The sequence below is a fragment of the Kitasatospora sp. NPDC056783 genome (assembly GCF_042789895.1).
GTDB lineage: Bacteria > Actinomycetota > Actinomycetes > Streptomycetales > Streptomycetaceae > Kitasatospora.
Genome location: NZ_JBHUAF010000675.1, coordinates 1 through 1815 on the forward strand (window position 1 = coordinate 1; position 1815 = coordinate 1815).

Below are 1815 nucleotides of genomic sequence, written 5' to 3' on the forward strand. Positions count from 1 at the left end.
CCCCGAGCGGGTGGCCGGGCAGCCGGGTCCTGGTCGGGAGGCGGAGCCGTGATGGAGAGTCAGTGCGGTCCCGGGGGCACCGGAGGCCCGGCGGGGGCGGAACCGGCGGACCGGGACGTCCGGTGGGTGTACCAGCCGGTCGAGGTCGACCTCGGGGACGGCACCTGGGCGCTCGGCCGGATCAGCGCCTGGTGGCAGGACGCCGCCGGGCAGCGCTGGTGCCGGCTGCGGATCGGCCGCAGCGGACAGCCCGCCGGCTGGCAGCGGTTCGACCCCGCCCGGGTGCTGTTGCTGCCGCTCTCCGGGCTCTGAGCGGGCCTCGGGAAAGTTCTTGGCGGAACCGTTCGGCGGGCCCTATCGTCCCTGGGAGCGACCGCTGGCAGGCCACTTACCGACCGGGGACGACGTGACTTCGGAGATCAACTTCAGCAACAACCACCGCGATCTGTGCGAGCAGTACGGCACCGGCGCGGGATTCCAGTTCGAGTTCTACTGCTATCGCTGCTCGGACACCTGGCGTTCGACGTTCGAACCGTTCCGGACCGGTCAGATGGCCGGGTGGATAGGCAAGGGCGTCAGCGCGGCCTGGAACCTCATCGGCGGCAACGCCAACACCATCAGCAACGCCGCCGACGGGCTGGCCGGTCAGACCTGGGGCACCTCGCGGGACGCCGCCTTCCAGCGGGCCATCACCAACGCCCAGTCGCACTTCAACCGCTGTGCCAGGTGCACCGACTACGTCTGCGGCCGCTGCTTCGACCCCGCTCAGGGCCTGTGCCACAACTGCGCTCCGGACACCGCGGCCGAGGCCCAGGCGGCGCGGCACCGCGGCGTCAACGACGCGGTCACCGAACGCGCGTTCAAGGCCGGTCAGCAGTCCGGCGCCGAGTTCGACGTCAACGCGCCGCGCCAGCTGGTCTGCCCGCAGTGCCACACCGAGACGCACGGCACGGCGTTCTGCCCTGGCTGCGGCTTCCGGCTGGCGCAGGCCGTCCAGTGCGCGAGTTGTCACAAGGACGTGCCGGACGGCGCCGCGTTCTGTCCGTCCTGCGGGACGCGGCGCTGACCTCCCGGCGGGCGCGGTCGCCGGGGATCTGACCTCCCCCCGGACGTTCGGACACCCGGACTTTCGAAACTTCGGGCGTCCGGGCGTCCGGGCGTCAGGGCGTCGGAGCGCGGACGGCGGGGCGTGCCCGGAGCGGCGGACCGGCCGCGCCCGCCGTCGCGGGCGGGGCGCCCTCGCTCAGCCGTAGGAGAGGTTGGCGCAGGGGTCGTCGTCGGCCGAGCGGGCGGCGCCGCTGATGCTGCTGGGCAGCGGGGCGGGTGTGGTGGCGGCCCCGCCGGGTGCCGGTGTGGTGGCGGTCGCCGGGTTGGCGGCGGCGAAGTCGTGGCCGAGGACGACGCTGACGCCCCGCCCGCCGGGCTGCACGGTCGCGCCGGGGAACAGTTTGGCGACCGCCTCGGCGGCGGTGCGCTCGCCCGTGCCGTACTCGACGACGGTGGTGCCGCGCGGCTTGCCGGCCGCGTTGCCGACGCTGCTGACGGTGTAGCCGGCGCCCTTGACGGTCTCCGCGGCCCGGCCGCCGAGCCCGGTCTCGCTCTCCCCCACCGAGTTCAAGCTGCTCGCCTATCTGATGGCCAACGCCGACCGGGTCGTGTCCAAGCCGCAGATCCTCGACCACGTGTGGGCGTACGACTTCGGCGGGGACCTCAGCATCGTCGAGTCGTACATCTCGTACGTGCGCCGCAAGGTGGACTCGGGTGCGGACGGGGCGCCCAAGCTCATCCACACCGTGCGCGGCATCGGCTATGTGC

General features: G+C 73.3%; 3 protein-coding genes and 1 pseudogene. 3 read left to right on the forward strand and 1 reads right to left on the reverse strand.

The features are described 5' to 3' along the window. The first annotated feature begins 48 nt into the window (after window positions 1-48). Together ACFRMQ_RS40510 and ACFRMQ_RS40515 are read left to right on the forward strand one after the other, a co-directional pair. Window positions 49-312, forward strand: a complete 264-nt coding sequence (locus ACFRMQ_RS40510) for a hypothetical protein (protein ID WP_380735927.1) — start codon at window positions 49-51, stop codon at window positions 310-312. A gap of 94 nt (window positions 313-406) precedes the next feature. After that, window positions 407-1066, forward strand: coding sequence for a zinc ribbon domain-containing protein (locus tag ACFRMQ_RS40515; RefSeq protein ID WP_380735928.1), 660 nt, complete (start codon window positions 407-409; stop codon window positions 1064-1066). Between the two features lie 177 nt (window positions 1067-1243). On the opposite strand, the gene ACFRMQ_RS40520 is transcribed toward ACFRMQ_RS40515, so the two are convergent. Next, entirely contained in the window at window positions 1244-1609 is a 366-nt protein-coding gene (locus ACFRMQ_RS40520) for a LytR C-terminal domain-containing protein (RefSeq protein WP_380735929.1), read from the reverse strand. Between ACFRMQ_RS40520 and ACFRMQ_RS40525 the strand changes: the two are divergent. Beyond that, a pseudogene (locus tag ACFRMQ_RS40525) lies at window positions 1590-1815 on the forward strand (winged helix-turn-helix domain-containing protein); the annotation flags it as partial. The gene ACFRMQ_RS40520 and the pseudogene ACFRMQ_RS40525 overlap by 20 nt on opposite strands.